This is a genomic window from Pseudoalteromonas sp. OF5H-5 (genome assembly GCF_021530695.1).
Taxonomy (GTDB): Bacteria; Pseudomonadota; Gammaproteobacteria; order Enterobacterales; family Alteromonadaceae; genus Pseudoalteromonas.
Window position 1 is genome coordinate 33,669 of record NZ_JAKGBF010000008.1, and the last position, 25,002, is coordinate 58,670.

Below are 25,002 nucleotides of genomic sequence, written 5' to 3' on the forward strand. Positions count from 1 at the left end.
GGGATTGTCGACCTAAAGGTCGACCTACTTTACTATCTTCATTTCATCTAACAGGTTTTGTGCATTATCAACCTTGTCCATTACCCATAACATGTAACGCGAATCAACATGAATTGAGCGGTTTAGGTTTTTATCGTAATCCCAGTCACCAATAATGCTTTCATATACACCGTCAAACAGTAAACCTACTAACTCCGCTTTCCCGTTTAAGGTAGGCGAACCTGAGTTACCACCTGTGGTATCCACGTTAGAAAGGAAATTCACCGGTACGGTATTCATGCCACCTGTATATTGACCATATACTTTTTCGCGGATCAACTGCTGTTGCTTTTTCGGCGCGTTAAATGGTTCAACATCGGTATTTTTAGCCAGTAACCCTTCAAGCGAAGTAAATGGCGTTGCCACTAAGCCATCTTGCGGTGAGTAGCCACCTACCGTACCGTATGTGACACGGAGTGTGCTATTAGCATCTGCGTAAACTGGCTTATTTTGCGACTTGTTGTAAGCAATAATGGCTTCCATCAAAGCTGGACGTGCAGATTGCTGCTTACCAGTCAATTCTTTTTCTTCATCTTCGATTTGCTTCATCACTGCAAAAATCGCTTTTGCATATTTAATGAATGGATCAGAGCTTTGATTTAACTGCTCAAGCTCTAAATCTAACATCCAAAGACGGGCTTTTTCATCAGCAAGCTTAGAGTTAGCATACATCTCATCTAGCAGCGCTTGGTGTTTTGCTTTATTGAAGCCGCTTTCGAGTTGAAGCTGCTTATCGACTTCAGTTAAACGCGCTTCTTTTGGCAAGGCTGCATAAAGCTCCATGAAGTAAAGCATAATCGCTTTATCAACTGTTTCATCATAGCGGCGCGTCATACGCTGAAGCCCCGCTTTGATTTTTGGCATATCACGTTCTTGATAACCACTCTCACGCTCAGCATCAGGCTTTTGTTTTTCAACCGCCAAGCGATAAAGCTTACGCGCAGTAGACATCATTTGCGAACGGTGGATATAGCCAACCATCATATCACGCTCATAATGAGCTTGAGATTGAGCAACCAACTCGCTCAATTCGTTTAGCACGGCGCCATACTTTGCTTTACGGTCTGCATCGGCATTGATCCAAGTGCTAAGATCGCGCTCAAATTGCTGCTTGCGGCTATACATACTGCCTTTTTTGAAGCTTTCAATCATAGAGCCAAAGTTTTTGATGTAGTTGTTGTAACCTGCAATGGTGCTTTCATAGGCGATACGAGCTTGCGACCCTTCTGGTGCATTTTCTTCAATTAGTGCCACATACTTTGAGTTATGTTTACGTACCATGGGGTAAACCGTGTTAAACACATAATCTACTTCAGAAGCAATGCGATAACGGTTGGTACGACCCGGATAACCCGTCACCATTACAAAGTCGCCCTCTTGCACGCCTTTTGCACTCACACTCAAGAATGACTCTGGGTTGTAGGGTACGTTATCTTTAGAAAACTCAGCGGGTTTACCATCTTTACCCACATATGCACGGTAAAAAGCAAAGTCGCCAGTGTGACGAGGCCACATCCAGTTATCTATATCGCCGCCATATTTGCCCACGCCCATCGCTGGCGTGTATGCCAGACGGACGTCTTTTATCTCTAGCGATTTAATGAGGTAATATTCCAATCCACCATGAAAGGTATAAACATTACAGCGATAGCTTTCATCTTGCTCACACTCGGCAACAAGCTGTTTGCGCTTACTGTCAATGGCATCAAAACGTGCTTTACCGGTCAGTGAGTCCGTCCCAGCATTAACTTTATCCGTTACGTTCGACACTTCTTTTGTCACATAAACGCGTGAGCCCGGTGCCGCCGGCAAGTCTTCACTTGGCTGTTTTGCTAAAAAGCCATTCTCAAGAATATTGTTATCTGTTGTTGAATTGTATTGAATAGAGCCGTATGCACAGTGATGGTTTGTCACAACCAGACCTTTAGGAGAGACAAATGACGCCGTACAGCCACCTAAGCTAATCACCGCATTCATCGGGAACTCAGTGAGTTTTGAAATTGACTTAGCATCAATCTCTAGTCCTTTAGACTTTAAAATAGATTCAAGTTCAGGTAGTTGATGTGGTTGCCACATGCCTTCATCGGCAGCAACGTACTGAGAAAAGGCCAACACCATGGCCGCGGAGATAGCTTTAACACGCATATTCCAATCCTAAATGTTATATTATTTTAATTGCGGTCAGTAATGTGACCCAAGATAGCGCCAAATAGCAATTTATTTCGGTGGAATTCGATAAACCGATGTAAACAGCCATGCAGAAAGTACCAAGATAAAACGCCTAGTTTTCACTTTTTTAGCGAAACATTTCATCGGTTAATTCAAAGGGTTCCCAAGTCGCTTGTGCCGAACCAATTTCTTCTAAAATGCGTCCTTCCACGCCATCAAACGGTGCATTAGAAATCCACATTTTTACTTCACCCTTTTCACCAAACCCAAAAATGATGAATGGATTCACATCATCATCAACACGTCCTGATGCAAATGTAACAGGAGTCAATTCGTCAATTATATGGTAGGCTTTCTTCCGCTGAACTTTGAATGAAGCTCTGTAGAGTTTTGCTTGCTTGTAGTCTCGCCATTCAACATCCACTTTATGTGGGATTTCAGCACCCCAAAACGATCCTTTTTTCTGAGCATTTCCCCAACAACAGCCTATCGCTCCTGCAGGTGGAGAAAATTTATCATCAAACACTATTTTGACCATCAAGTCACTATTTTCATAAGCTGAAATACCTATATCCAACTGTGCTAGCTCGGTATGTGAAGAGCAACTGCAAAGCAGTATTAATGCCAGTAAAACAGTAGAGAGCTTATTGAACATCCTTTTCTCCAATTCGAACATCCCTAGTCTCATTTGTTTTAGATATTAACTTTGGATTGTGGGCACTTATCTAATTAAACATTTCATCGGTTAATTCAAAGGGTTCCCAAGTCGCTTGTGCCGAACCAATTTCTTCTAAAATTCGTCCTTCGACGCCATCAAACGGTGCATTAGAAATCCACATTTTTACTTCACCCTTTTCACCAAAACCAAAGATAATCTGAGGGACAAGATCTTCCTTTACCTCTCCCGTGCGGAAGGTAATACTAGGCAGGTTTTTTGCGATTTTGTATGCTTTATCACGTTGTACACTGAACTCAGCGTTGTAATGCCTTCCTTGTTTATAATCCCACCACTGCGCTTTCACTTTATGCGGGATTTCAGCTCCCCAAAACGTACTATTTGCATTAGCATTACCCCAACAACAACCTATTGAGCCTGCTGGTGGAGAAAACTTATCATCAAACACTAATCTAACCATAAGGTCACTATTTTCGTAAGAAGATACACCAATCCGCAACTTATCCAATTCTGTACTTGAAGAGCAACTGCAAAGCAGTATTGCTGCCAATAAAACGGTATAGAACTTATTGTTCATCCTTTTCTCCAAATTGATTTATTTCCATTTTTAAATGCTTTCCAAATTTGTACCTGCGGTAGCGCTTTTGCATTATTGTAAAACATTTCCCTTTGTCCATTTTCAGTCACGTACTTTGCTTTTGTTTCCTCACCGTGAGCCAATTTATCTGTAAATCCCGAATACCTAGAACTAATATGGATATAATGCTCGTATAGTTTCTGCCAAGCTTGGCTTGCTGGCCCAGCTTTAAGAGCTTTAGGTACCAAAGTTGCGACCTTGTTGCTAAGTTCATAAGGGTAGATACTTTGAAGACGCGCCATTTCTTTTAGCGGAACGCCATGTTGAATCGCCTCGTTATACATTTGGTGCAGTCCATAATGGGCAAGGGTATTATCTATTTTACGTCTCCAAACAGGCCGGTATGTGGTGTAAAAATCCTTATCTCTTCCCGAGCGACTAGCACCATACCTTAGCCTTTTAAAGCGGTAGACCATATCCACATTAATGCCAGGCCACTGATATTTATGTTCAATTGCTAATTTCGCTTGTTGCACTTTTGCTTCATGCTCTGGATTTCCGGGAATACCACGAATGCGCTTTAAAGGATACTCAATATCAATACTGATAGGGGCATACCCGCCTCCAATATCAGAATGAACACCTGGCAAGTAGACTTCCTTATGGTTAGCAAACAAACTACCATCCTTATTTTTTAATGAGCTTAGTGGGAATTTATCACGCCGCTCATCCCAAGCCGTTAAGTGATATACAGCCCCTGCACTGGCTTGATTAAGATCGAGTCTAACCGCATCGTCTAACTCATCTTTCGCATACAGCTCACCATGATCATTATCTCCATCCCCTCCAATAGACGCGACGGTATCGAAAATCCCAACAAAGCGAAATACCACTTCTTTATCGGCTAGTCTAGCATCCTGGTTCTCCCTCATTTTATTGACTAAATTAGTAAGTGCTCTTGCTGCCGCAGCGCCTCGACTAAAGCCAAAGCAATCAAGTAATACCGTGCTACAAAGACTAATTGAGCTTTTACTCTTAATGAACGTCTCGATTACATCTATGACTTCTATCAACCTTTCATCAAATGAGTAGGCAACGGCTAAATCAATTGTACTATTATCTTCTCCTGCCTTAGTGCCTACGCCTTCGACATAATGTTTAAAATGAAATTTATCATCCATTTCATACAACTCATGGAGCTTAGCGATATTCGTCGGCTCTTTATCATCAAATGGGTCCAAAATATCGTTGTACTTGTTGTTGCCTGTACCATCAAAGAAGATCCCGATACTCGGTGGCTCGCTAATAAAATATAGGTGTACATTACCCTCACCTGACACTCTGTGTTTAATCAGCTGCACTCCACCCTCAGCGCCAATCTTAAGTGCTTTTACTTTTTCTATATCAAGTAGGTCTGCATAGGGCACATTGTTAAAAAGCACCTGCTCCGGCACACCCAAGATTTTTGCTTTTAGACTATAGCGACCATCTTCACTCAACTTGCCGAATATCAAAGGCGTTTGTGTTGTCCCTTCAGAAGCTCTGGACAATGTGGGAGTATTAGCACCTAGGATCACAAAACTCACCGCCAACTCCCCTTCCAGCGACACCAATATGCGCTTTTCAGCCACCTCAGGTGATTTATCGACGTTAATCGAGGCCAATACCTGTTCAACCGGTGTTAACGGGTCTAATTGGCTTGCGCCAATGGGCTGATTAGGATCAACCCCACCACTGCTTGTAAAGGCATTGTTTCTAATCTCTGCTTTGAAATAAGACTTGCGTTTAACGATGATTAGCTGCTCTCTAGAACCGGCAGCACTGCCAGACCTTACACTTTGTAAGCCCTTTTTGATCTTTATAAAAACACGAGTAAATTCGTCACGCTTAACATGGCGCCAATTATGTCTTTGTTGCAATACTATCCAATCACTGGCATGAGGCTTTAGTTGCGTTCTAATTTCTGACGGTAAATGAGCGGTTGTGGTATGGGGTGGTAAGACTTCCAGCTCATCGATTTGTTGGTCAATCAACCAATTATGTTTTTCTTCAACTATTTTCATCCTTGTTCACCAGAGTTAGTTTTTTATACCATCCTTTCGCATTAAAACAGGCTAACATTCAACCACCCAATTGGTAAATAAAATTTAATAAAATCGTAAACAAAACATCTTATGGCGATAAGTTTTCAACGCCTAGGTCTTTGCTATATCAGCTGCAAAAGTAATGTGTGAGTTAGCCAAACTTTTTACATCATTTGTCACCCATAAATGATAGGATCGCCGCAATTGTCAGTAATGAGTCAAATTTATGCTTTCGTGTAACAACATCACTATGCAGTTTGGTGCAAAACCACTGTTTGAGAATATTTCCGTTAAGTTTGGTGACGGCAACCGCTATGGCCTAATAGGCGCTAACGGCTGCGGTAAATCCACCTTTATGAAAATCCTAAGCAAAGAGCTAGAGCCAAGTGCAGGTAACGTAAACTACGATCCAAACGAGCGCATCGCTAAGCTAAATCAGGATCAATTTGCCTACGAGCAATATACGGTTGTAGACACAGTGATCATGGGTCATAAAGAGCTGTGGGAAATCAAGCAAGAGCGCGATCGCATTTACTCATTACCAGAAATGAGCGAAGAAGACGGCATGCGTGTTGCCGACCTTGAAACGCAATTTGCTGAAATGGATGGCTATTCCGCAGAAGCAAAAGCGGGTGAATTACTCCTCGGTGTGGGTATTCCAACCGAGCAACATTATGGCTTGATGTCAGAAGTTGCTCCTGGCTGGAAATTGCGTGTACTACTTGCACAGGTATTATTTGCAGAGCCAGATATCATGCTCTTAGACGAACCAACCAACAACTTGGATATCTATACTATCAAGTGGTTGGAAGACGTATTGAATCAGCGTGATTGTACTATGATCATCATCTCGCACGACCGCCACTTCTTAAACTCAGTGTGTACACACATGGCGGATATCGACTATGGCGATCTGCGTATTTACTCAGGTAATTATGATGAATACATGTTTGCTGCGACGCAAGCTCGCGAGCGCCTGTTGTCAGACAATGCTAAGAAAAAGGCGCAAATCGCTGAGCTACAGCAGTTCGTTTCGCGCTTCTCTGCAAACGCCTCAAAAGCGAAGCAAGCGACATCTCGTGCTAAGCAAATTGACAAGATCCAACTGGAAGAAGTTAAAGCATCAAGTCGTCAAAATCCATTTATTCGCTTTGAGCAGGAAAAGCCGCTATTCCGTAACGCACTTGAGCTTATCTCACTATCACAAGGTTATGACGACACCCTATTCTCTGACCTAAATGGCCTTGTTGAAGTCGGCGAGAAAGTTGCCATCATCGGTGAAAATGGTGCCGGTAAAACGACACTACTCAACACCTTAGCAGGCCGTAAAGCGCCGCAAGCAGGTGAGTATAAATGGTCAGAAAACGCCAATATTGGTTACTATGCGCAAGACCATGCTGACGAATTTGAAAAAGATCTGGATCTTTTCCAATGGATGGAACAGTGGCAACAGCCAGGCGATGACGAGCAAGTCGTACGCGGCTTCCTTGGCCGTATGCTGTTCTCTCAAAACGACATCAAAAAGTCAGTTAAGGTGATCTCAGGTGGTGAACAAGGCCGTATGCTATTTGGTAAAATCATGATGCATAAGCCAAATATCCTACTAATGGACGAACCAACGAACCACATGGATATGGAATCAATCGAGTCTCTCAACTTGGCACTTGAACAATACGAAGGTACGTTATTCTTCGTATCGCACGACCGCCAATTTGTCTCATCACTCGCAACGCGTATTTGGGAAATTAAAGACGGTAAGATCACCGACTTCCATGGTACGTACGACGAATACCTCGCGAAGAAAGCGGCTGAAGCCGTTTAAAGGTGACGAGGTAACAACACTCAGTTCAAGCAAAGCAGTAAGGCTTGTTTTGGAAACTAAACAAGCCTTATCATTTCTCAACATTCTGCAATAGACTTTTCAACACGCTCTCAAGATAATCTGGTTCTGGAAATAAAGACTTGGTGTACAACCAATTTCTTTTTGGACCCAATGTAAACGTGCCTGTTTTCACTTTATACCCAGGATTGACGTGATAGGCTTTCGCATCAAGAATCGCCCGAACGTCACTGATGGACAAAGTCCATTGATGACCACCTTTTCCTTCCCTCGTGTCTTCCAAATAGCATTCTAATCCTTGAGGCGTCACCTTAAGTGTAGTTTTTTGTCTTGAGGTTTTAAAAACCAGCGTCTCCGTTAATTTCTCATCCGCCGATTCGTCAACTTCTGAACTCGGTTCAGGCTCATCTTCTTGTTCAGGTGGCTTTAAATAGGTTTGATAGGCTAAATAAGCGGTAATTACTGCGGTAGCCGCCGTCACTATTTGAGTTGTAGCTGAAATAAATTGTAATAAATCCATGTAACAATCCCTTATTTTCACTTTGTGAGCATAGTGATGATAATACCTATAAGCATAGACATCTGTTGTGATAACGCGAATGAATGAGGGAGTTCAAAAAGCAGAGCAGTATAAAAGAGCAAAAAATAGACAAACCCGCAATTTTACTGTTAGGATTGTTCTCGCAAAAATTGGAATAATAAAAGGGTCGGCTATGGAACGTTTACAGAATATGTATTCGATAATGTTGCTGTCTAAGCTGAAAGCAAGCTTTCCAGAATCGTGCGATATCAATCACCACACTTTTTCACTCCCATACGTAGATCAACAACTACTCGAAGACGTTGTGACTACTCACCTCAATGAAGGGCTTATCCAAGTGGATGGCCGTGACCAGTATAGTTTGACGACAAAAGCGATTGCACTGTTTGGCGAAGACGAATAACTTAATAATAAAGAAATAAGCGCACCGAAGTGCGCTTCCAAGTTATTAACCTGAGATCAGGTTAACTAGGGACTGTGATGCTATCGTTAGCATCTGCAACCAAAGTAACTTGGTTACTTATGAAATCTACGTCTAAATCCGAAAATACCAGCCAGCAACATAAGGCCGGAAAACATTGAACCACCAGATGAATCTGAGTCTGTCGAGGGTTTATCAGGCACTTGATCAATCAAGGTATTTGCTTTTGGGCTTAAGCCTTGAGCTGATTTGGGATCATCATCTAGTACAGTAATTGCGTTTATGGTTACAAAGTTAGCTGCACCCGGCTCACTATTGCTATCTTTACACTGTTCATCAGTGAAGTTAACTAATGGCACATTACCACAACGAGGAATTTTTGCTATCGCTTCTATTATATCCATGCCACTGTCAGTCACCTGACCAAAGACCGTGAAGCCACCATTGTCAACGTCCAAATTTTTACTGTTGTCTACCAAGTTAAAGAACCATTGGCTTGTCGCACTATCAGGTCTATTTGCTACCTTTGCCATTGCAATAGTGCCTTTTACGTTAGACCATTTAGGTTCATTTTTTACAGCATCGTAAGTAGCGATGGCATCAAGAGGCACATCTCCTTCATATTTGAAGCCACCACCTTGCACAACAAAATCTGGAATAACGCGGTGAATTACCGTATCAGAATAACGCCCGTTATCTACGTATTTCAAAAAGTTTTCCACGGTTTTAGGCGTACTTTCATCAAATAAATTGACCTGAAAGCTACCATGAGAAGTTTGAAATTCGACAATCGTTGCATTAGCAGCGAAGCTTCCCAACAAAGTTGAAGCGAGCAATAGAGAGTTTAGCTTGAACATACTTTTCCACTTGGTTATTTTAATTCTCTTTGCAAACTAGAATAAAAATTTATTTATAAGTCGGCTAGCAATTCATTGCCAGTGGTAACAATTAAGAACATTTGCAGACTTAGATTTACAATAACCGGTTAAGAACCCACCATACCTTGAGCAAGTTTTAGTCAAACAAACGTATTTCACCGCATAACTCCTCGGAGTAGACGGTTTATACATGCAACACTTCGTCATTTTTTATATGATGCGCCCGATTATAATTCTAAATCCAGGACAACAAGTATATGAGTAATTCCTCTGAAGCGATGATGGAGATGAATACCATCAGCGACGGGCGCTGGACCCAACACGACACACATTGGGTATTAAGTTTATTTGGCACTGCGGTCGGCGCAGGTATCTTATTCTTGCCAATTAACATAGGTATTGGTGGTTTTTGGCCACTCGTTATCATGACAGTGCTTGCCTTCCCTATGACCTATTTAGCACACCGAGGATTGGCCCGGTTCGTCCTTTCATCAAAGCAAAAAAATGCCGATTTTACGGATGTAGTAGAAGAGCACTTTGGCGCAGGTGCTGGCCGTTTAATTTCCTTACTTTACTTTTTCTCTATTTTTCCTATTTTGCTTATCTATGGTGTTGGCCTAACCAATACCGTCGACAGCTTTATTGTCAATCAACTTGGCTTTGAATCGCCATCTCGTATTTTACTCTCCGGTTTGCTCGTTGCCGGGATGATTGCCATTATGCTAGGCGGCGAAAAGCTGCTACTGCGTGCTTTTGCTATTTTGGTTTACCCGCTGGTTGGGGTATTACTGTTTTTGTCACTCTATTTAGTGCCCAACTGGCAAATGCCGGTGGTAAGCACACCAGATGTTGCAAGCTTAACCGAATTGCTTTGGCTATCCGTTCCTATCGTAGTATTTTCATTTAGCCATGCAGCCGCCATTTCTAGCTTTGCTAACGTGCAGCGTCGTCACTACAAAAGTGAGGCAGTTCAAAAATCAGAAGCGATCCTTCGTACGACCTCCATTATGTTGATAGTGTTTGTTTTGCTATTCGTATTCTCCTGCGTATTCTCTCTAACACCAGAGCAAATGGAAGAAGCAAAATCGGCGAACGTCTCTGTTTTATCCTATTTAGCTAACGTGTATAACAATCCATTTATTGAAATGCTTGGCCCCCTTGTGGCATTTATCGCGATTACTTCGTCTTTCCTAGGCCACTTCCTTGGTGCACGTGAAAGCTTTAACGGCCTTGCAACCAAGCAAACGAGTATGAGCTATAAGCTTGCTGACAAGCTAGGCGTGGTATTTATGTTTGTTGCTATTTGGGTGTGCGCTGTATTAAACCCAAGTATTTTGGACATGATGGGGGCTATCTCAGGCCCGATTATTGCGATGATCTTGTTTATCATGCCAACCATTGCCGTGTTTAAAGTACCGGCACTACAAAAATACAAAAGCCACATTGGCACTTACTTTGTACTATTCGTCGGCTTGCTGGCGGTTTCTGCATTACTGTATAACATGCTAGGCTAACCAAAAGGGAGGCATCGCCTCCCTCATCTCCCTTTCTTTCTTGTTGCTTATCCTCATGGCAGTTCAGACTAAATATAGTACTAGTTTTCAGTGTATTGAATGAACCACCATAACCGAAAAATAAGCTTTGACTTTGTTTATCTTCATGGCAGTCCAACCTATATTATGGTAGTTTTCAGTGTCTTAAATTGAATACTACAACCAAACGATGAATTTTGACTTTCTACCAGCAATTAACGAAGAAATCACAGCGCTAATCAATCAAGTGCATAACCTACCTGTGCACGAGCAAACGCTGTTGAGTGTGCTGGCGGTCGTCTATAAACCAGTTTCAGCAATCAAACTCAAACGCCTAGTTCAAGCACTCGTGGCAAAAGATATCATCCCCGAAAATGACTTTGAACAAGGTGTAAGTCATAGCCAAATTATGAAGTGGCGCTCAGACGGGTTAGTGACTTTTAACGAAGATGGAGTGCAAATAAATCTAAAACTCGCGACCAGTTTAAGCCATCGAGTCATGGCTGACGGCCAGTTTTTAGCAATCCTTAACGCTGCTGAAGAGTTTATCCCTGTATTGAATGCTTATGAATGGGAACGCCAATTTGCCGATGAACAGCGACTCATTCGAGACTTTTTATTTATCAACCAACTACCAAAAGCCCGCAATCATTTAGAACTGGCGAAAGACCCACAGGCGGTGTGTCATAAGACCAATCAAGTGCTATTACCACTGTATTTTTATCCTTTTTCAGTTGAAGGATTTTCGGCGCTTGCTGATGACTTGCAATATCAAGCTTTTGCAACTTTGCTCTATACCTTACTACAAGGTGGTCACAGCATTAGCTATGCACTTGAAGTACTCACACAGGTTCAAGCCAATACACAGAGCCCACTACTGACCTGCTTATTAGCAGAGTATCAAATCTATACCCTGCAATTGGATAAGGCTCAGGCGTTGGTAGCCAATATCCAAACCGCTTATAGTGCACAAATTATGGCAAGCATTGCTTTTTTACAACAACACGACGATATTATCGTTTGTTTTGAACAAGCACTAAAAGCCAAAGACAAAATCACCAAACGTAAAAAGCAGTACCTAGGTAGAACACTGGGTTTGTTTCATAAGTTGGCGTTATTGCAGCAAGCCAATAGCCATGATGCCGCATTATTTGACACCCTCTCTCAACAGCTTGAGTTTGAAAGCCAAGACAGCAAAGCGCCTTATAATAACTTCTTTGCCAATAACGTGCTGTTATACTGCGCAGAGAGCTTGTCGCAAAACAGTACCTACAGCAGCGCCCATTTAAATTATTCAAGTCTGAAGAAATCTCATGTTTTTGACTATTCCTTAGGTCGCTTGCTCGACTGCTTTGCACACTTCTGGTGTAATCAGAGCTTAGATGCCAAAGCGCTTGCCAGTCTCGACGACTGCATCGCAATTTTTGAGCGCCTCTCTTTACCTCTTTTTGCTGGGCTTGCAAAGCAGTTGATGCTGGCAATGCACGGTGAGCAATATCAGCTTGCGTTTAATCCCGAGCTTAATGTTAGTCACCTTGTTGCCAAAAAGACGGCGTGGGATCTGGCACTGGACAAGCTTATTGCGCTCAACCCGAACGCAAATACCAGCCAAGAAGTTGACGAACAATTTCGCCTGATTTGGCAAATTAGGCAAGGTCGCTTTGATATTGAGTTTTTAGCACGCGAGCAAAAGCGGGGTAAAACAGGCTGGGGAAAAGGTAAGCCAATTTCCTGCAAACAACTGAAACAACACCCTGAGCAATTTAGTTATATCAGCCAATCTGATAAAAAGCTGATCGACGCCATCGCACCACAGTCAGGTTATGGCTACAATGCTCGTGCGGACTACACCCTTGCTGGAATTCCAGCGTTAAAAGCCGCAGTCGGCGCCACCAACCTATACCATGAAGAAGACTTAAAACAAGCCATTACCATTGCCGAGAAATCTCCCGAGTTACACATCCGTCAACATGGCGACGATCTGCTACTCTCTATTCCTAATTTACCCAGCTATTTTGGTCAACCGCAAACCTACTCATTTACTCAGCAAGCTGAGCATCACTACGAGTTTATTGTGTTTAACCAGTCACATATACAGGTCGCTGAGATTATTGGTGAATCCGGATTAACTGTGCCTGCCAGTGCAAAACAAAAAGTGCTGTCGAGTATTAAAGCCATCGCACCTTATCTTAATGTACAGTCTGATTTAGCTGATATAGATACTGGGCTGGATAGTATCGAGGCGCAATCGGCGCTCGTTATTAACATTCAACCTTATCATCAAGGCCTCGATTTTCACTGTGTGGTCATGCCCTTTGGCGAAAAAGGGCCGATTTTTCATCCGGGACACGGTATTGCCACTGTCAGCGCCGGAATCGATGGTAAGCGCTTATCCACCACCCGAAACTTGTTACTTGAGCAGCAAAGATTGGATGAGTTAGATACGCACTGTCCCCTATTTTTGGAGATGACGGATAATCGCTTAAGTTTAGCCGAAATGGACGAAGCGCTAGAGGTGCTACAAGAACTTGAGCAGGTGATCAATCAAGAGCCTTGCCCTATGGCGCTCAAGCTCAGATGGCCCAAAGGTAAAAAGGTTAAGCTCAGTAGCAAGCTCGAAAGCCAACATTTGCAACTAGCCATGAGCAAGAAAAATGAATGGTTCGATATGACCGGCGAGCTACAAGTAAGTAATGACCAAGTTATCGAACTTAAACAGCTTCTGAAAATGGTTGCCACCAGCAATGGCCGCTTTATTGCGCTGGATGGTGAGCAAGTACTCGCCCTTTCAAGTGAGTTAAAAGCGCAACTTGACCAGCTCAATAACGCAACCGAGGGCGGAAAGTTTCACCCGCTAGCCACGCCTTTAATTGCTGAAGCCACTACCGGAATGCGGATGAAAACCTTGCCGGCTTGGGAAGAGCAAAACGAAAAAATGCAGCAAGCCGTCGCATTGACTCCAACGCTTCCTTCAACATTACAAGCCGAGCTGCGCGACTACCAGCAGGCGGGATTTGACTGGGCAATGCGACTTGCTCATTGGGGTGCAGGTGCGTGCCTTGCCGATGATATGGGATTGGGTAAAACCATCCAAGCGCTGGCGATGATATTGGCCCGAGCCAATGTCGGCCCAACGCTTGTCATCGCGCCAACATCGGTCTGCTTCAACTGGCAACAGGAAATCCAAAAGTTCGCTCCAACCTTGTCGGTGAAACTGTTTTCTGACTATCCACATTCTGATGCCAGAGCTGAGATGCTGAGCAACTTGCAACCACTGGATTGTGTGATATTAAGCTATGGCCTGCTACAGCGCGAAGTTGATATCTTAAAGCCTATCGCTTTTGAAACCATTGTCGCCGATGAAGCCCAAGCGCTAAAAAATCCTTTAGCAAAACGTACTCAAGCCGCCTGCGCGCTCAAAGGCAAGTTTAAGCTGATCACCACTGGGACCCCAATAGAAAATAACCTCACAGAGCTTTGGTCACTCTTTCGTTTTGTAAACCCGGGATTGCTCGGTAACCTCAAACGCTTTAGCGAAAAGTTTTCCGCCCCCATTGAAAACGCCAATGAAGATAAGCTCGCAGCACACCGTGCCCGTAAAGGCCTCAAACACCTGATCCAGCCTTTTATTTTACGCCGTATGAAGCATCAGGTATTAACCGAATTGCCACCACGCACTGAGATCAATGTACCAATTCAATTGAGCCAAGAAGAACAAACCTTTTACGAAGCGCTGCGCCAAAACGCCATTGACGAAATTTCACAGTCAACACAGCAAGACAGTGCCAATGAACAACGCTTTAAAATGCTGGCAGCACTAACCCGCTTGCGCCAAGCCTGTTGCCATCCAAAACTGTTAATGGCAGAAAGTCAGATAACCAGTTCGAAATTAGCGGCATTGGATGAGCTTCTAACCGAGCTGCAAGAAAACAATCACAAGGCACTTATATTCAGTCAGTTTGTAGGCCACTTGCAACTCATTAAAGCTCGCTTGGAAAAACGCGGGATCCAGTTTCAGTATTTAGATGGCAGCACGCCAAGCAAAGCTCGTCAGCAGGCCGTGAATGCCTTTCAAAAAGGTGAAGGCGAGGTATTTTTGATTAGCCTCAAAGCCGGAGGCTCTGGTTTGAACCTTACCGCAGCAGATTATGTTATTCACATGGATCCTTGGTGGAATCCTGCAGTTGAAGAGCAAGCGTCAGACCGAGCACATAGAATGGGACAAACACGCCCCGTTACTATTTATCGCTTAATTGCCAAAGGCACGATTGAAGAACAAATTGTCGAGCTCCATCACCATAAAAAAGACCTCGCGGATCAATTGCTCGCGAACACCGATAAAGTGATGAAACTAGACGTAAACGATGTGCTATCCATGCTCAAGGAGACGCTGTAACACAGATCTCTGGCGCACGATAAGGTAAATCTAATAGCGAAAAGTAGTTTTGACCTAAGGCGATCCGGCGAAAGGCATTGTCGTCAAGTTCGGCGAAAATTCGGCTATTGATATCGACTTCTTCTAAATAATCGAAAAAGCGTTTACTTTTACTGGCGACGAAATCACTGCCTGGCAAAAAGCGCTCAGCATGGGCATTAATAAATTCAACATACTGCCCCTGAATTTTCGGGTCGCTAAAATAATAGTCGTACAAAATCCGCCATGACAGATCGGCCTTTAGGTTTTTATATTGGGAGAATAACCGCTCCATGGTGTTTATGTGCAGCTCAGGATCAATTTGGTTTAGCTCTTTTGAGACTCCCATGTGCATCCAAATAATATCGTTTTCTGGGTAGCGCTTTAATACTTCCTCAAGCAAAGGTAAGTATTTGAGTGGCGCGTTGTTATCGCCTAAGTCAGCGTGCAGAGCAAGCGGAATACGCTTTTCTTTTAGCACTGCCATAAATGGCTGCCACTTGGCGATAGTCTCTTTATCTACCGCTTGATGACCGTTACCAAAATGCGCCGCTTTGACTAAATTCACTTCTCCCATCCAACGAAATAAGTCACCAAACTCATCTTCGAGTAGTGCCATTTTTGGCAAAATAGTCTCTGGTTTGTGCAAGTCAGCAAAGGTCATAGACAAGGTTATATGCACGTTATCTGCGCCATATTTAAGATAATTGCTCGCATTTTTAAAGTCATTTTGAATGCTGGGTGAAATCAACTGGCTGTAGCACCCACGCTCACCAAAGCAATCAGGCTTTCGCTCGTAGGTTTGACCAATGCCATAAACATTGATAAACACCACTCCCGCACGCTCTGCCCAAGTAACGAGCTTATCAAACGGGACCGCATCTCCCCGAAATGGCTGAAAATGGTGATGAGAATCAACGGCAAAATAACTAGATTGCGCCTTGCGGTCGTAGCACTGAGTATTATCTACACTAAAAGTTGCTAGCGTGCGTGTGCCAGTGGCTGACACACTTTGGCAACCTGCCAGTAAAACAGCACAGCTCATGGCAGTAACATTTTGTTTTACATTCATTCTTATTATCTACCGAGTCTCCTTTACCAAGGTACTTTACCACGGATAATATCCTTGTACATGACCCAGTCACCCATCAAGCTATACAGCGGATATTGAAATGTCGCAGGCTTATTTTTCTCAAAAAAGAAATGCCCCACCCAAGCAAAACCATAACCCGCGATTGGCAGCAGCCATAATAAAGACCAATGTGCAAAAACCAACGCAAAGAGCAAAATCAAGAGCACTAAGGTTGAGCCGATAAAATGTAAGCGACGGCAGGTTTTGTTTTTGTGCTCCGCGAGATAATAAGGGTAAAACGATGCAAAAGAATTGAACTCTTTGTTATTATTTTTGGTCATGAGAGTATGCGATTCGTTATTCGACTGTAATACTCAGCATAGTGCAAAGTATTTACGTTGAAAATAAAAAAGGAATGAGCGTGGCAACAGGCTCAAAAACAGTATGTTGAAACCTCTAATGATGATCACCGCTGCGATGCTGCTCCAAGCTTGCAACGACACCGCCCCAACCACCAAATCAGAGGCAACGATGAATGCACAAAGTAACATTCAATGCAGTGTGAGTAAGGGTTCTGACTCAGGTATGACCTACCCCATTAATTTCACTTTTACCAACGCAGGCCATAATGATGAAAAGTTTCTAATTTGGCATACCCCTTTTGAAGGCTGGTGGAGCCAATTTTTAGAGGTAACACAAAATGGTAAGTCGCTTAATTATCAAGGACCCATGGCGAAACGACTCGCGCCCTCAGCTAATGAATTTATGACCCTAAATGCTGGGCAAAGTAAAAGCGTAGAATTAGATTTAGCACTGGCTTATGAGATAAACACCGCACAGCCCATTACCATCACCTATCACAATCAGCTCAGTCATGCCGATGCATTAAAAGCGTCATGTAGTACGGTATTAGAATAAAACCGATATCAGCACCGTGTCTCGGCTTGTAGGTCGGCTTGTAGGTCGGCTTTTAAGCCGACAACTTAACCCAACAACCCACAACCCAACAACCAACTACAAAAACACAAAACCCCAACATCAAGGTCTCGAAATTTGGATCACAACTCGACGGTTTTTACCACGACCAATGGCGTTGTCGTTGGTATCAATATGGCGTTTTTCGCCAAAGCCGTCAGTCATAATCTTATTCTCTTCAACCCCTAGGCTCGCCATATATGATTTAATCGCCTCGGCACGTTTCTTTGACAATCTCAGGTTGGTATCACGGCCACCGTAACTATCGCTATAAGCCGAAATATAAATTTGCTCAATTTTCGGGTCATTTTTAAGGTATTCGCCGATCATATCTAAGCGTTTGCGTGACGACTTTGTCAGTTCGCTGGAATTTTTCTTGTAATTCATCACCGTAAAAGCGATGTCTTCAAAGCTGTATGGCAACAAGTTATCGCGACATTGTAAGAACGCCCAATACGCCTGTTTAAAGTTCACTGATGACAAAGAAACCGAGATTTTATCTACGTCGTTGTGCCAATCTTTATAATAAAAAGTAGGAAAGTAGCCCTTTTCAAGCTCAGTCAGCAACTGCCACGCGATGTCATTTTCAAGTTCACCGTCAAATTTTTTCAGTAATTTCATTTGACCGATACTTCTTGCTGGTTTGCCAGCTCGCCAAAGCGGTGGCACCGATTCAAGCCCTGCAAAATCGTAACTTTCAGGGCGTACCACCATATCTAGGTTAAAGATTAAGTCTTTATTTTTACTGGCATTACTTGAAAATATAGCTTCACCGTAATACGGGACTTCATGATTAAGCGCACAACTCAAACGATTGTTTTGGTCAACATTCCAATGTGATGAATCAGCTTCGGCAGCGTATTGCCGCATTGCAGCCTCGCTATTAAAAGTAATGGCGCATAACGATATACCAACCCAACCTACTGATTTATGTAACTTGATCACCCCACACCTCACAACATCAACCATTAATCTACACACGCTCAACACGCCAAAAACTAGAGCTTATCTCTACCAATTCGCGCTATTTAGAGTTAAGCAATAAATGTACCATACTAAGCGCACTCAAGCTGCTCGCTTCTTGTCGAGGTATCAGTATAATAGGCCGCTAAATTTCACAAACCAAGAAGATTATGTCTGATACCGAGCAAACGCTATTTTCAAAACGCTTTCGCGGCTTCTTTCCTGTAGTTATCGACGTGGAAACCGCTGGCTTTAATAAAGATACTGACGCCCTACTAGAAATTGCCGTCAGTATGTTAAAAATGGACGATGACGGGGTATTAAGCTTAGATCAGACAGTACACTTTCATGTTGCGCCTTTTGAAGGTGCAAATATTGAGCAAGCTGCGATTGACTTTAATGGCATTGATCCATTTTCACCACTCAGAGGCGCAGTTGCAGAAGATGAAGTGCTGAAAGAAATTTGCAAAGCCGTGCGTAAAGCCCAAAAAGCCGCAGGCTGTCAGCGCTCCGTTGTCGTTGCCCATAATGCCGCTTTTGATCACGGCTTTTTAAATGCAGCGATTGAGCGTAACAAGATAAAGCGCACACCTTTTCACCCATTTGTCAGCTTTGATACCACATCACTTGCAGGGCTTGCTCTAGGCCAAACGGTGCTTGCAAAGGCATGTCGTGCAGCAGGTATCGAGTTCGACAATAGTCAAGCGCACAGCGCACTTTACGACACAGAACGCACCGCAGAGCTCTTTTGCTACATAGTCAACAAGTGGCAAGCATTAGGTGGTTGGCCATTACCAGAGCCTGAAGCCGAGTCAGAACCTGAGTCAACAACCGACACCGAATAACAAAAATGCCAGCAAATCCAGCTGGCATTTTTATAAGTGCTCGTTTTTAAGCTATTTCTGCGGTTTTGGCCGTCGTAAACTGTTGCATGATTTTACCTTCATGCAATTTAACGAAATTAGGCGGGTAAATTCGCGAAAACAGTTTAGTGTCTTTCGCTATTTTTACTTCGGTTCCGGGGTGCATTAGCTCATTGACCGTGACTCGACTCAAGCGTGCTAATCGATGTATTTTTTGCTGTATTAACCGGATGTTACGCTGATTACGGCCATAATGTTTATTTATCTGCGCTTCGCTGTGCTGCAACTTGGCAAGATATGCATCTCGTTTTTGCGATTGCGGCGACGCCTGTGCTTTATTCATGGCTTGTTTAATATCGATGACTTTGGACGCCAGCACCTTTTCCAGCTCCACTAATTCGCGGTGCTTATCGTGCAAACTATCCCAGTCTTGGGCTAGTGAAATACGTGTTCTTGTGCCTGAAGGTGCCCCAAGTTCACCCGTTTCTATACGCATGGCATCCAATACATTTCCGCCAATCAGTTTGCCTCTAGGGGTTTCACCTTTACCTACTTTGATTAAACGCTTGGAAGCCAAATCACAATGCAAAGCTTGACGTTCAATGAGAATATCTTGTTCGCTTTCAATTCGACAGTACTGCGCATAACCTAACGAAACACTGCGCTTTGCTTTAATTGAACATGAAAAAGGTTCACCTTCAGTGCGCTTACGGCCAATTGTGCCAAGCATTATCGTGACCGCGCTACCACTTTCAAGAATAGCCGATTCCACAAAGCCAATAACAGTAATATCGCCCGAAGCCTTCACACGCATTCCATCTTTAATATCACCGCTCACAATCACGCTGCCATCAAACTCAACATGCCCAGTCGTCACATCAATGTTTTCATAGCACAGCACATCGTCAACGCGCATACCTCGAGGAATGGCTACTGGCACACCTTTTGAATCGGCAATAAGCAGGTTTTTATCGTTGGGATCGAGCTTGGTGCCTTCTGATACCTCAAGTGGCGCGTCTTTGCCTGGTTTAGGGTCAATCACGTCACCAAACACGGTATAGCCCGGCTCGCCTTCAGTTGGCGGGACTTTTTTCATTAATGGGCTGCCCGGTTTTACGGTGATGATAGCACCTAAATTGCGCATATCGACCTTACCGCCGCTCGATTCTTGTGGGCTGAGCACTCTGTCCTGCGCTGTCATACACAGGCGCACAAAACGTGCGTCATTGCCATCTTTGGCTCGTTGACCATGCGCAACAATACCATTGTAAGTGTGTCCAGGAGGGAGTTCTAACTGCTGACCGAGAAGATTATCGAGGGCTTTGCCACTGACGCCTTTTTTAATACCCGCTTGTTTTAATGCTTGTTTGGCCTTGTTCATACAAACCAGCTTACCACCACGGGCTGTGGTCACTCTCGCTTCAGCAAGCATGTTGCCTTCTTCAATACGCACCGAAATAGAAGCATCGATAGCGCGAGCCACAATCAGCGAGTCCTGCTCGGGCGCCTCACTTGCGGTAAATAATTGGCCGATATTGGCATGAATGATTTCAAAATCCGCATATGGCGACCCCTCTATCATCTCAACTAGCTGAGACGAGCTCGCCGGAAATCCGGATTCCACAGGATGAGAGAGTAAGTAGACATAGCCCTCATCCTCATCAAAACGAAATAATGACATTCATCAACCCTGAAAAGTATGCACGATCTTATTGTTATGTTGTTATTTTTAATGCAGCGAACTCATTTGAGCATAACTTCGCCAAATTGTTAAGCTTAACATCACCTGAACTGCTACAAAATATAAATGAATGTAAATCAACCTGTGCATTAAAAAGACAACTTATTATTTTCTTTAGATTTATCGGCTTTACGGTGCAAAGCTTTAGGTAAATTAAGATATTTCAAGCTTAACTTCGACAAATTAATAGCTAAGTCTCACCAGCGTTTGCGTTTGGCCACAGATAGGGTAATTTCAATCCATGCGAAAAGAAAATGAATTTTTTGGGGACAACCACGACAAAATACATACATCTCTGTTTTACCGACTCTAATAACTACCCACACGTAAACGTTTGCTATCGACAGCTCAAGGGCTAGCAAAAGCTTAATCTTATCACGCACTGTGTGAATCAACTTGATGTGAGTGCAGCGGATTCAGGATTAGCTATCATACAAATCCAAACAATAAACTCAGTTACATCACCCTAATTTGTCTCTATGTGTATTTATCGGTGAGATATTAAGCAAATACACATCTCCCAGCGTAAATCACATGCTAAGCCATTGTAATGGCATTAATCCTATGTATAATGCGAGACATAGTTAGTTGTTAGATGTATAGACACTAACAGTACTGAATTTATTCAGGGGCTGATTAGGATTCGACGGGATTCAAGAAGCCTGAGGTGCATGTCGAGGTGCGGCTGGCCTCGTAAAAAAGCCGTATTTAAAGTAATCGCAAACGACGATAACTACGCTCTAGCGGCATAATAGCCCGCTAGCACTCCTCCATGATATTCTTGTGGATCTGGTTCTGGAGTGTCACCCTACACAAGATCGCTACGGAAACCCTGGCCGGGGTTGAAGGGCTAAAACTAAGCGGCCTCGCCTTTACTTATCGTGTTCGTCCGAGATTTAAAGGTTAACCAAAAGACGATACTAAACATGTAGGACCGAAGGTCGACGCTTTCCGGACGGGGGTTCAAATCCCCCCAGCTCCACCAAATTTTAGCGTTTTAAAACAGCCAGTTAGAGCAGCATGCTTTAACTGGCTTTTTTGTTTCCGGGGCAAACATCCACATTTCATCCTAAAAAATGTCCACATCGTGACCACATTTATATAAAGCCCAAAATCCGCATATTTATTTTAGCTTTTATGGTCACATGGCTTATCCGATTTCAATCTACAATTTATCCAAATAACAATTCAAAATATGTCTTTATTGAGCCAAATTAGGCATAAATTCAGGATTGTCACTTCACCGTAATCACTATCAATTCTATGCTATCTGGACTAACATATTGATTAGATTTAAAGCGTAAGGAATATAGCGTGTCGTTAGCGAATGCTCACACAGTTCGCCAGAGCCGATTTTTGCCACTTGTTGCTGCACTACTCGTGTTAGTTGGCAGTATGCTTTATGGGCTGGTGTTATATGAGCAAGAAAAGGAGCATCATGCTGAAAAGGTAGCGGCGGCACTTGCCTCACGGCTTGACCATGTGACTGAGGGTGTAAACGAGCGCGTTACGCTGTATTGGTACGGTATTTTAGGGCTTCGCACTGCAATTTATGCGAATCAACAACACAGCTTTGACTATCAGGCGATGCAGCGTTATATCAGGTCGTTTGACTTCCAAGCGGAATATTCTGGGGCTCGTGGCGTGGGGATCATCAAATATGTCCCCGTTGATAGCGTAAGCAGCTTTATGCAACAAGCACAAGCTGAGCGTACAGACAGAACATTCTCCATCAAAACGCTAAACCCACATAGCACCAGCAAATTTGTTATCCAGTACATTGAACCCGAAGTAAACAACGATAAAGCCGTCGGCTTGGATATAGGTTCCGAAGCTAGTCGTAGAACAGCGGCAATAGAAGCTGCAACTGCCAATGAGCCGAGGCTTACCGCCCCAATTACCTTAGTGCAAGCCGACAATAAAATTAAATACGGCTTTTTGATACTCGCGCCAATTTATACCTCTATTGGTATGGCAACAAATGAAGAAAATCGGTTAGACAACTTAGTTGGTTGGACTTATTCCCCGTTACTTATCGATGAGATCCTGTCGACTTTGCTGTCTTTTCGACAAGATGTTTCAATTCAAATTTCCGATGTAACCAATAACGATGAAAACACACCATTTTATCAGGTGCTAAAAGAAGATATTAAAGAGTTGGATAACTCAGTGGCTAAACAGGTCACCTTGTTTGGTCGCTCTTGGGAAGTAAAAATTTGGCCAACTCCGCAATTTATCCGTTCACTCAATCTCGTCTCTCCTAATACCATTTTGCAAGTTGCGCTGTTGGTGTCTGCGCTATTGGCAATCATCACTTATATTCTGCTTTTAAGTTTTACGCGTCAGCGCTTAGCAGAAAAGGAAAAGCTAGCAGCCGAAGAAGAAAAAGCACAGTCCCTTGCTAAACTGAACTCTTCATTAGAACAGGAAGTAAAAGCACGAACTAAAGAAATCGTAAAATACAGCCAACTTCACACCAGCATTGTTGAAGGTTCGGGTTATGCCATTGTCGCCACCGATCCTGACGGTATCATTACCCAGTTTAACCCTGCAGCTGAGCGTTTATTAGGGTACAAAAAAGATGAACTCATTGGTAAATCATCCCCTGCCATTTTCCATCTTGAGGAAGAGGTCATAGCAAGAGCAAAAGCGTTAACGGAAGAGCTTGGCAGAGTCATTGAACCTGGGTTTGAAGTGTTTGTCGCCAAAGCCAAACAAGGTGTGGTAGATACTAGTCGATGGACTTACGTTACTAAGCAGAATCAACACGTTCAAATTAAGTTAAATGTAACAACCTTGACCGACGAACACGGCAATATTGATGGGTTTTTGGGCATCGCATTAGATCTCACTGAGCAGCTCAAACATGAGCGAGAACTCTCGCACGCCAAAGAAGCAGCTGAGCAAGCAGCCAAAGCCAAAGCCGTCTTTTTGGCGAATATGAGTCATGAAATACGAACTCCCATGAATGGCTTATACGGCACATTACAACTATTAAAGTCGGAACCACTTAACAGCACCGCTACCAACCTACTTGAGAAGGCGACTTACTCGGTTAAGGCACTTAATACTATCATCAACGATATTTTGGATTTCTCTAAAATTGAAGCCGGTAGAATTGAGCTTGAAGAACGACCATTTAATATTGAGGTGTTGGTTGAACACCTACGCTCAGATTTCTTAGTGTTGGCAAAAAACAAGGGATTAAAACTTAAGATCTACGTTGAACTTGAGCATAAGTTTTGGCTTGGAGACGAAGTCAGAGTCAGGCAAGTGTTGCTTAACCTCTTGTCAAACTCCATTAAGTTTACTGAAACTGGTAGTATTATTACCCATATAAAACCACTCCAAAATGATTCAGGTATGCTTATCACCGTTGCCGACACCGGCATAGGAATGACAGAAGCCACAATCAAAAAACTCTTTTCACGATTTGAGCAGGCGGATAAGTCCACCACCAGAAAATTTGGTGGTACGGGGCTCGGCCTTTCAATCACCCGCTCCCTAATCGACCTGATGGGCGGCACGATAAAAGTAGAAAGTACTGTCGGAGAAGGCAGTCAATTTAGCATCGAGTTGCCCTTGCAAAAGGCTAAGTGTACATCAGAGCAACCAAAAGGCGATCCGCTAACAGCAGCAGACTTGAGCGGTACGTCCATATTGCTGGCTGAGGATAATCCAGTAAACCAGCTGGTAGTGCGTTCTATGATCAGTAAAGCCAATGGTGATATTACGATTGCGAATAATGGTAAAGAGTCCATTGAACAATTCGAGCTAAACAAACCCGACTTAATACTTATGGATATTCAAATGCCTGAAATGGATGGCGTTGAAGCCTGCAAGCGTCTCAAAAGAAAGGATCCCAATATCCCAATAATCGCATTGACTGCAAATGCCTTTGCGGAAGACAAAGCCTTGTATGAGCGCGTCGGATTTGATGGTTATGTTGCCAAACCCATAGAGCAGCTTGAGCTTATCAATACCATAGCAACCGTACTCGCACAGAGCCGCAATGTACAATAATAAATTAAGAAGCAAAAAACACTTTGCGGATACATTAAACATTCTTAATCGTTTAACAAAACACGTGTACCAGTCTTCCTTTGCTGATAAAATAAGCATGCTTTATAAAACGCTCAGAGATTTACGCCATGAAATGTTCTATATCACTTTTACTTAGTTTACTTATCACATTTTGGGCATTTGAAACTTTAGCG

At 43.2% G+C, this 25,002-nt stretch carries 17 protein-coding genes and 1 other RNA gene; 8 read left to right on the top strand and 10 right to left on the bottom strand.

Annotated elements, in window-relative coordinates; genetic code table 11:
* Positions 1-24 precede the first annotated feature (24 nt).
* From L1271_RS13005 to L1271_RS13020, 4 genes are all read right to left on the bottom strand, one after another.
* Positions 25-2,184: a S46 family peptidase gene (locus tag L1271_RS13005; protein ID WP_235368024.1), complete on the bottom strand. Its 2,160-nt coding sequence runs from the start codon at positions 2,182-2,184 to the stop codon at positions 25-27.
* A gap of 151 nt (positions 2,185-2,335) precedes the next feature.
* Positions 2,336-2,863 carry a hypothetical protein gene (locus L1271_RS13010; RefSeq protein ID WP_102056549.1) on the bottom strand — a complete coding sequence of 176 codons (528 nt, stop codon included), beginning with the start codon at positions 2,861-2,863 and terminating at the stop codon, positions 2,336-2,338.
* A 70-nt stretch (positions 2,864-2,933) separates the two neighbouring features.
* Positions 2,934-3,461 (bottom strand): hypothetical protein, encoded by a 528-nt coding sequence (locus L1271_RS13015; RefSeq protein WP_102056548.1) that lies wholly within the window; start codon positions 3,459-3,461, stop codon positions 2,934-2,936.
* Positions 3,458-5,524 (bottom strand): T6SS phospholipase effector Tle1-like catalytic domain-containing protein, encoded by a 2,067-nt coding sequence (locus L1271_RS13020; RefSeq protein ID WP_235368025.1) that lies wholly within the window; start codon positions 5,522-5,524, stop codon positions 3,458-3,460. The genes L1271_RS13015 and L1271_RS13020 overlap by 4 nt, the downstream gene beginning before the upstream one ends.
* 247 nt (positions 5,525-5,771) lie before the next feature.
* Here L1271_RS13020 and L1271_RS13025 point away from each other — a divergent pair, with 247 nt between their 5' ends.
* Positions 5,772-7,367, top strand: a complete 1,596-nt coding sequence (locus L1271_RS13025) for an ABC-F family ATPase (RefSeq protein WP_010375453.1) — start codon at positions 5,772-5,774, stop codon at positions 7,365-7,367.
* Positions 7,368-7,437: 70 nt separating this feature from the next.
* Here L1271_RS13025 and L1271_RS13030 read toward each other — a convergent pair whose 3' ends face one another.
* Entirely contained in the window at positions 7,438-7,905 is a 468-nt protein-coding gene (locus tag L1271_RS13030; RefSeq protein WP_010606476.1) for a hypothetical protein, read from the bottom strand.
* Between the two features lie 193 nt (positions 7,906-8,098).
* On the opposite strand from L1271_RS13030, the gene L1271_RS13035 reads away from it, so the two are divergent.
* A complete protein-coding gene (locus L1271_RS13035) occupies positions 8,099-8,329 on the top strand; it encodes a hypothetical protein (RefSeq protein ID WP_045965390.1) in 231 nt (76 codons plus the stop codon).
* Between the two features lie 113 nt (positions 8,330-8,442).
* Here the strand turns inward: L1271_RS13035 and L1271_RS13040 are convergent, their stop codons facing one another.
* Entirely contained in the window at positions 8,443-9,204 is a 762-nt protein-coding gene (locus tag L1271_RS13040) for a peptidylprolyl isomerase (RefSeq protein WP_235368026.1), read from the bottom strand.
* 278 nt (positions 9,205-9,482) lie between these two features.
* Here L1271_RS13040 and L1271_RS13045 point away from each other — a divergent pair, with 278 nt between their 5' ends.
* Positions 9,483-10,739 (top strand): aromatic amino acid transport family protein, encoded by a 1,257-nt coding sequence (locus tag L1271_RS13045; protein ID WP_235368027.1) that lies wholly within the window; start codon positions 9,483-9,485, stop codon positions 10,737-10,739.
* Between the two features lie 208 nt (positions 10,740-10,947).
* The gene (locus L1271_RS13050) at positions 10,948-15,153 is read left to right on the top strand and encodes a DEAD/DEAH box helicase (protein WP_235368028.1); all 4,206 of its coding nucleotides are present in this window, start codon (positions 10,948-10,950) and stop codon (positions 15,151-15,153) included.
* Here L1271_RS13050 and L1271_RS13055 read toward each other — a convergent pair.
* Positions 15,137-16,243, bottom strand: a complete 1,107-nt coding sequence (locus L1271_RS13055) for an amidohydrolase family protein (protein ID WP_235368029.1) — start codon at positions 16,241-16,243, stop codon at positions 15,137-15,139. The genes L1271_RS13050 and L1271_RS13055 overlap by 17 nt on opposite strands.
* Before the next feature lie 23 nt (positions 16,244-16,266).
* Positions 16,267-16,584: a DUF962 domain-containing protein gene (locus tag L1271_RS13060; protein WP_010606470.1), complete on the bottom strand. Its 318-nt coding sequence runs from the start codon at positions 16,582-16,584 to the stop codon at positions 16,267-16,269.
* A gap of 103 nt (positions 16,585-16,687) precedes the next feature.
* Here L1271_RS13060 and L1271_RS13065 point away from each other — a divergent pair, with 103 nt between their 5' ends.
* Positions 16,688-17,161, top strand: a complete 474-nt coding sequence (locus L1271_RS13065) for a hypothetical protein (RefSeq protein ID WP_039492389.1) — start codon at positions 16,688-16,690, stop codon at positions 17,159-17,161.
* Positions 17,162-17,281: 120 nt separating this feature from the next.
* On the opposite strand, the gene L1271_RS13070 is transcribed toward L1271_RS13065, so the two are convergent.
* The gene (locus tag L1271_RS13070; protein WP_235368089.1) at positions 17,282-18,187 is read right to left on the bottom strand and encodes a flagellar protein MotY; all 906 of its coding nucleotides are present in this window, start codon (positions 18,185-18,187) and stop codon (positions 17,282-17,284) included.
* A 164-nt stretch (positions 18,188-18,351) separates the two neighbouring features.
* Between L1271_RS13070 and rnt the strand changes: the two genes are divergently transcribed.
* Positions 18,352-19,026, top strand: coding sequence for a ribonuclease T (gene rnt, locus L1271_RS13075; protein WP_010375437.1), 675 nt, complete (start codon positions 18,352-18,354; stop codon positions 19,024-19,026).
* Between the two features lie 46 nt (positions 19,027-19,072).
* Here the strand turns inward: rnt and L1271_RS13080 are convergent, their stop codons facing one another.
* Positions 19,073-20,725 carry a DUF342 domain-containing protein gene (locus tag L1271_RS13080; protein ID WP_069019829.1) on the bottom strand — a complete coding sequence of 551 codons (1,653 nt, stop codon included), beginning with the start codon at positions 20,723-20,725 and terminating at the stop codon, positions 19,073-19,075.
* Between the two features lie 688 nt (positions 20,726-21,413).
* On the opposite strand from L1271_RS13080, the gene ssrA reads away from it, so the two are divergent.
* Together ssrA and L1271_RS13090 are read left to right on the top strand one after the other, a co-directional pair.
* Positions 21,414-21,770, top strand: a transfer-messenger RNA (tmRNA) gene (gene ssrA, locus L1271_RS13085).
* A 329-nt stretch (positions 21,771-22,099) separates the two neighbouring features.
* Positions 22,100-24,808, top strand: a complete 2,709-nt coding sequence (locus tag L1271_RS13090; protein WP_235368030.1) for a CHASE domain-containing protein — start codon at positions 22,100-22,102, stop codon at positions 24,806-24,808.
* Positions 24,809-25,002 lie beyond the last annotated feature (194 nt).